Here is a 6,174-nt window from a genome sequence, read left to right on the forward strand (position 1 = left end):
GTGGCTGGCTTTGCAGCCACGCACGCCGCGCCACCCCGACAAGGGGGTCCGAGGGGGATTATCCCCCCCGGCCGCCGGAGGCATCTTCCCGCATGCTGACGTTGCGCAATGTCGATGTCCATTACGGCCGGGTGCATGCCGTGCGCAGGGTGTCGCTGCACGTGGCCCCCGGCGAGATCGTGGCTTTGATCGGGGCCAACGGCGCGGGCAAGACCACGCTGCTTTCGGCCATATCCGGCGTGTCGCGCGCCTCGGGCGGCGAGATACTCTTCGACGGGAAGAACATCGCCGCCGAGAAGCCCGAGCGCATCGTGCGTTTGGGGTTGTCCCAGGTGCCGGAGCGGCGGCTGGTGTTCGGCCCCATGAGCGTGGAGGACAATCTGCTGCTCGGGGCGTATTCCTGCTACGACAAGCGCCGAGCGGCGGCGGACATGGACGAGATCTACGCCATGTTCCCGGTCCTGGCCGAGCGCCGGGCCCAGCAGGCGGCGGCGCTTTCCGGCGGCGAGCAGCAGATGCTGGCCCTGGGACGCGCGCTCATGGCCAGGCCGCGCTGCCTGCTCCTGGACGAGCCGGGCATGGGCCTGGCGCCCCAGGTGTGCAGGGAGATTTTCCGTCATGTCGCCGCGTTGCGGCGCGACAAGGGGCTCACCGTGCTTCTGGTCGAGCAGAACGCCAAGAGCGCCCTGGCCGTGGCCGACCGGGGCTACGTGCTGGAGACGGGCAAGGTGCTGCTCTCCGGCACTTCCGAGGAGCTCTTGGCCAACCGCGACGTGCGCCGCGCCTATCTGGGCCGGGAAAAAGAGGCATAGCCATGCGCGAGTGTTTCGAACCGCAATTCGAGGCCATGGACCGGGCCGAGCTGGCCCAGCTGCAACTGGAGCGGCTCCAGCAGACCCTTTCGCGGGTGGCGAGAAACGTGCCGCTTTACCGCAACCGCTTCGCCGAGCACGACATCGACCCCGAGGCCTTTGCCGACGTGGCCGACCTGCGCCGCCTGCCCTTCACCACCAAGGCCGATTTGCGCGAGGCCTACCCTTACGGCCTTTTCGCCGTGCCGCTTCGCGACGTGGTGCGGCTGCACGCCTCGTCTGGCACCTCGGGCAAGCCGGTCGTGGCCGGCTACACCCGAAACGACGTGCGGACCTGGGCGCGGCTGGTGGCCCGGGTGCTGGTGGCGGCCGGGGCCGGCCGGGACGACGTGGTGCAGATCGCGCTCGGCTACGGGCTTTTCACCGGCGGCATCGGCTTCCACTACGGGGCCGAGGCCGTGGGCGCGGCCGTGATTCCGGCCTCGAGCGGCGGCACGCGCCGCCAGGTGGCCATCATGCAGGACTACCGCACGAGCGTGTTCGTGGCCACGCCGAGCTACGCCCTGCACTTGGCCGAGACCATCGAGGCCATGGACGTCAACGTCAATTCCCTGTCCCTGCGTTTCGGCCTCTTTGGAGCCGAGACCTGGACCGAGGCCATGCGCGCGGCCATTGAGGATCGCCTCAAGCTCACGGCCACGGACAATTACGGCTTAAGCGAGATCATGGGGCCGGGCGTGGCCGGCGAATGCCTGGAAAAGGCCGGCATGCACGTGAGCGAGGACCATTTCCTCATCGAGATCGTGGACCCGATCACGGGCGAGCCGCTCCCCGACGGCGAGGAAGGCGAGATGGTCGTCACCACGCTGACCAAGGAAGCCTTTCCCATGATCCGTCTGCGCACCGGCGACATCACGCGCATCATCCCCGAACCCTGTCCCTGCGGGCGCACCATGCGGCGCATCGGCCGCATCGTCGGGCGCAGCGACGACATGCTCATCATCCGGGGCGTCAACGTCTTTCCGTCGCGCGTGGAGGGCATCCTGCTCGAGGTGGAGGGCACCACGCCCAACTATCGCATCGTGCTCGACCGCAAGGGCGCGCTGGACGAGGCCCTGGTCGAGGTGGAGCCCACCGAGGAACTGCTCTTCGACCGCGTCTCCGAGCACCAGGCCCTGCTCGACAAGCTCGGCCGGCGCTTCGCTTCGGAGCTCGGCGTAGGGATCGGCGTCAAGTTGGTGGAACCCGGGAGCCTGGCCCGCAGCCTGGAAGGCAAGACCATCCGCGTCGTGGACCGCCGGGGAATCGCCCGCTAGCGCAGCGCGAGCCACACCCGCACGGCCCCGGCGACGAAAAGCGCCCAGGCCACGGGCACGGCGTGGGGCACGTCGGTCCATGCCGCGAGGAACCCGGCGGCGACAAGCAAGAACCCCAGCGCCAACTTGCGCAGGTAGGGCCGCAGCCGCTCCCCCGCGTATTCCATGGTTTCCGGCGACAGCTTGACCTTGAGGCTCGACTCGCTGAGCTCCATGAGCACGGTCTTGACCCGGCGCATGGTGAGCGGCAGGTTCGACAGCTCCTCGCGCACGGTGGGGAAGAGCCCGGCTCCCCCGCCCATGGCCCGGGCCAGGTTCTTGCGCAAAAGCGGCAGGATGTCCTTCACGCCGTTGAAGTTCTCGATGTAGGTGGTGCCCAGGCCCTCGATAAGCGTGCTCGCGCGCATGACGTAGACCACGTCCTGGGGCACCTTGAAGGGCAGGTCCTTCATGGAGGCCAGCACCGAGAAGGCCAGCGCCTGCATGGAGGCGGCGGACAGGCTCGCGTCGCCGAAGATGTCGAACATGCGCTCGGCGAACTCCATCATCTCGGCCGGATCGGCCCCGGCTGCCACGATGCCGAGCCGCTGGCAGGCCTTGATGAACCCCTCGTAGTCCCGGTCGTGGGCCGTTTTGGCCACCTCGATCATGGCCACCCGCGTGTCCGCCGGCAGCCGCTTGACCATGCCGAAGTCGAGCAGCGTGATGCCGCCGCCCTCGCGCACCAGGATGTTGCCCGGGTGCGGGTCGGCGTGGAAATAGCCGCGCACGAGCATCTGCTCGATGTAGAAGGCGACGAGGTCGTCGAGGACCTGGCGGAAGGGGATGCCGGCCGCGGCCAGGCCGGCTTTGTCGTCGATGCGAAGCCCGGTCTCGAAGCTCATGACCAGGGCGTCGGCGCAGGAAAGCGCCGGCTCGGGCACGGGAAAGCGCACCGGCCCGCCGCCGTAGGCGTCGGTGAACTTGCGCAGGTTGGCAAGCTCCACCGACAGGTCGACTTCCTTGACGATCATGGCGGAAAATTCCGCCAGCACGGCTTCCACGGAATTCTTGGTCGCCCGGGAGAAAAAGGGCGTGAACACCGAGAGCATGGCCCGCACCAGGCGGATGTCGCCCCGCACCCGCCTCTCCACGCCCAGCCGGCGCAGCTTGACCGCCACCTTCCGGCCGTCGGCGAGGGTGGCGGCGTGGACCTGGCCGATGGAGGCGCTGGCGATGGGCGCGGGGTCGAAGGAGCCAAACGGCGGCGCGTCGCCGAAGGCCCGGGCGAAGGCCGCCCGGAAGTCGGCCTCGCGCATGGGAGCCACCTCGTCGTGGATGCCCCGCAGCTCGTCGAGATAGTCGTCGGTGAAAAAGTCCGCCCGGGTGGCCAGCACCTGGGCCAGCTTGATGAAGCTCGCCCCGAGCGTCAGGATGCATTCCTTCAGCCGACGCGGCGGCAGGGGACGCAGGAAAAGAAAGCTGTCCGCCCGCCGCACCAGCACGAAGACCGTATGCAGGAACCGGAAGGCCAGCCAGACGCGCGCCGGGGCCGAGGCGGCCGGCATCAGGACGTCTTTTTCTTGAGCAGGGCCTTCAGTTCCGCGACGTCTTCCTTGGTGGCCAGGCCCATGCCTTCGAGCACCTTGCGCAGTTCCTCGCGGATGCGGGCATTGAGCGCGTCCTCTTCCTGCCTGGCCCGGGCCCGGGCGTCGTCCAGGAACTTCTGGGCGTCGGCCTTGGACACCTCGCCGCGCTTTTCCAGATCGTCCAGCAGGGATTCGAACTTGTCCTTGGCCAGAAAGGCCGCCCCAAGTCCCATATAGAGCAGATCGACGGGCTTCATAGGCAACACCTCGCCTTTCGACGGTTTATGTGAGGAACTATGGGGATTCGTCGCCCCGGCGTCAATCCCCGGGGCAAAGACGGGCTAGAAGTAGCGCATGCTGACTTTCTTGAGTTCCTTGAGGCTAAAGAGCATGGCGTAGTCGTCCAGGCCCGTGGCGGCGCGAAGGGCCTCGACCACGGCCTGGCAGTCCTGCTGGGAACGGCCATGGATCATGGTGTAAAGGTTGAACGGCCACTCCAGGCAGTTGATGCGGTGGTAGCAGTGGCTGATCTCCGGGCGCTCGGACATGATCGCCCCGATGCGGTCCACGTCCTCCTCGGGCACGTACCAGGCCACCATGACGTTGGCCCCGAAGCCGGCCTTCTGGTGCTTGAGCGTCGCGCCGAAGCGGCGGATCTCGCCCGTCTCCACCATGCGGGAGAGCAGGGCCAGGACATGGGCCTCGTCCGTGCCCACGGCCGCGGCGATGTCGGCATAGGGCGTGGCCGAGTCCGGCAGGGACCCCTGCACGCGTTTGAGAATCTCCCTGTCGATGTCCGAAAGCGGCGTGGCGGCTGGCGTATCGCCCATGGCGTCTCCCGTTGGCGTGGTCGTCAAAGGCTTTGTCTCTACCGGCTTTGTGTGCTAGAGGCAACAGCGTCGCGGCTCCGGACGCAGCGGCCAGCGCGGCCGCAAAACGCACGGACCGGAGGGCGCGGGGAGGTTGTCGGGCATGAAGATCGCGGTGATCGGCGGCGGCAGCTGGGGCACCACCCTGGCCGACCTGCTGGCGAAAAACGGCCACGAGGCGCGGCTTTGGGTGCGCGAGCAGGCGGTCATGAACGAGATCCGCACCACGCGCGAGAATTCCTGGTACCTGCCCGGCTGCAAGCTGGCCGATTCCCTGGAGGTCAGCACCGACGCCGCCGCCGTGGCCGACGGCGCCCGCCACTTCCTCTTCGCCGTGCCCAGCCAGTTCATCCGCAGCGCCTACCAGCGCTTCTCCAAATACCTGCCGAAAAACGCGGTCATCATCTGCGCCAGCAAAGGCATCGAGCTCGACAGCCTCATGACCATGTCCCAGGTCTGCGAGGACGCCCTGGCCGCGTTCAAACCCCGCTTCGCCATGCTCTCCGGGCCGACCTTCGCCTACGAGGTCATCCGCGACATGCCCACGGCCCTGACGCTGGCCTGCAAGGACAAAAAAGCCGGCAAGGAAGTCCAGGAAGCCCTGTCCTCGCCCAATTTCCGCGTCTACACCTCCACGGACGTGCGCGGCGTGGAGCTCGGCGGAGCCATCAAGAACATCATCGCCATCGCCGCCGGCGTGGCCGACGGCCTGGGCTTCGGCGGCAACGCCCGGGCCGCCCTCATCACCCGGGGCCTGCACGAGATGAGCCGGCTCGGCAAGGCCATGGGCGGCGAACGCCAGACCTTCATGGGCCTGTCCGGCATGGGCGACTTGGTGCTCACCTGCACCGGCGACCTCTCGCGAAACCGCCAGGTCGGCCTGCGCCTGGCCAAGGGGCAAAAGCTCCTCGACATCCTGGCCGAGATGAAGATGGTGGCCGAAGGCGTCAAGACCACCGAGGCCGTCCACGCCCTGCGCGAGAAACTCGGCGTCGAAATGCCCATCACCGAACAAGTCTACGCCATCCTCTACAAGGACCAAGACCCCAGCAAGGCCGTGCGCGACCTCATGCTGCGCTCCCTCAAGGACGAATAAGGCCTCCGGACTCCCCCACCGGGGGTGATCATCCCCCCGGCCCCCTGACCAGGGGGAAGTGGAGCGTGGGAGAGGCAACCGTGCATTGGGATATTTTCGCGTACGGGACGCTGCGGCGGGGGTTTCGCAACCACCGCTACGTGGCCGGCTGCCCGTGCCTCGGCCGGGCCGAGACGGTCGAGGCCTACGCCATGTATGTGGCCGGCGACATCCCCTATCTCGTGGCCGACGAACCGCGCTGCCGCGTCGTCGGCGAAATCTACCGAGTGGACGCGAACCGGCTTCGCGAACTGGACGCCCTGGAGGAACACCCCCGGGTGTACCGCCGCGCCCTGGCCCCGGTGGCCCTGGAAGGCGGCGAAACGGCCCAGGCCTGGATATACTTCGCCCGCCGCCCCTTCGAAGGCGTGCTCCACACGGGCGACTTCGCGGCCTGGACGCCTAGTAGGTTTTGAAGATCCAGGCGTACAGGACGTAGATCCAGCCCAGTATGCCGTGGATGATAGCCCAGAA

General features: G+C 67.7%; 7 protein-coding genes. 4 read left to right on the top strand and 3 right to left on the bottom strand.

Annotated elements, in window-relative coordinates; translation table 11 throughout:
* Positions 1-92: 92 nt before the first annotated feature.
* Positions 93-812 (top strand): ABC transporter ATP-binding protein, encoded by a 720-nt coding sequence (locus Q1K70_RS16020; protein WP_300161549.1) that lies wholly within the window; start codon positions 93-95, stop codon positions 810-812.
* Between the two features lie 2 nt (positions 813-814).
* Positions 815-2,128, top strand: a complete 1,314-nt coding sequence (locus tag Q1K70_RS16025) for a phenylacetate--CoA ligase (RefSeq protein WP_300161551.1) — start codon at positions 815-817, stop codon at positions 2,126-2,128.
* Here Q1K70_RS16025 and Q1K70_RS16030 read toward each other — a convergent pair.
* The 3 genes from Q1K70_RS16030 to Q1K70_RS16040 form a co-directional block, all read right to left on the bottom strand.
* The gene (locus Q1K70_RS16030; protein ID WP_300161553.1) at positions 2,125-3,675 is read right to left on the bottom strand and encodes an AarF/UbiB family protein; all 1,551 of its coding nucleotides are present in this window, start codon (positions 3,673-3,675) and stop codon (positions 2,125-2,127) included. The two genes, Q1K70_RS16025 and Q1K70_RS16030, sit on opposite strands and share 4 nt — an antisense overlap.
* On the bottom strand, positions 3,675-3,953 hold the full coding sequence (locus tag Q1K70_RS16035) for a hypothetical protein (RefSeq protein WP_300161554.1): 279 nt from the start codon (positions 3,951-3,953) through the stop codon (positions 3,675-3,677). The genes Q1K70_RS16030 and Q1K70_RS16035 overlap by 1 nt, the downstream gene beginning before the upstream one ends.
* An 84-nt stretch (positions 3,954-4,037) precedes the next feature.
* Positions 4,038-4,526, bottom strand: coding sequence for an Lrp/AsnC family transcriptional regulator (locus Q1K70_RS16040; protein WP_300161556.1), 489 nt, complete (start codon positions 4,524-4,526; stop codon positions 4,038-4,040).
* Positions 4,527-4,668: 142 nt separating this feature from the next.
* On the opposite strand from Q1K70_RS16040, the gene Q1K70_RS16045 reads away from it, so the two are divergent.
* On the top strand, positions 4,669-5,661 hold the full coding sequence (locus Q1K70_RS16045) for an NAD(P)H-dependent glycerol-3-phosphate dehydrogenase (protein ID WP_300161558.1): 993 nt from the start codon (positions 4,669-4,671) through the stop codon (positions 5,659-5,661).
* Between the two features lie 80 nt (positions 5,662-5,741).
* On the top strand, positions 5,742-6,116 hold the full coding sequence (locus Q1K70_RS16050) for a gamma-glutamylcyclotransferase family protein (RefSeq protein ID WP_300161560.1): 375 nt from the start codon (positions 5,742-5,744) through the stop codon (positions 6,114-6,116).
* Positions 6,117-6,174 lie beyond the last annotated feature (58 nt).

The organism is Solidesulfovibrio sp. (assembly GCF_029978005.1).
Lineage (GTDB): Bacteria > Desulfobacterota > Desulfovibrionia > Desulfovibrionales > Desulfovibrionaceae > Solidesulfovibrio.

Bases quoted from the DNA above. Each gene is read 5' to 3' on its own strand.
- Q1K70_RS16040 (WP_300161556.1), bottom strand. From the start codon at position 4,526: ATGGGCGATACGCCAGCCGCCACGCCGCTTTCGGACATCGACAGGGAG.
- Q1K70_RS16045 (WP_300161558.1), top strand. From the start codon at position 4,669: ATGAAGATCGCGGTGATCGGCGGCGGCAGCTGGGGCACCACCCTGGCC.
- Q1K70_RS16025 (WP_300161551.1), top strand. From the start codon at position 815: ATGCGCGAGTGTTTCGAACCGCAATTCGAGGCCATGGACCGGGCCGAG.
- Q1K70_RS16030 (WP_300161553.1), bottom strand. From the start codon at position 3,675: ATGCCGGCCGCCTCGGCCCCGGCGCGCGTCTGGCTGGCCTTCCGGTTC.
- Q1K70_RS16035 (WP_300161554.1), bottom strand. From the start codon at position 3,953: ATGAAGCCCGTCGATCTGCTCTATATGGGACTTGGGGCGGCCTTTCTG.
- Q1K70_RS16020 (WP_300161549.1), top strand. From the start codon at position 93: ATGCTGACGTTGCGCAATGTCGATGTCCATTACGGCCGGGTGCATGCC.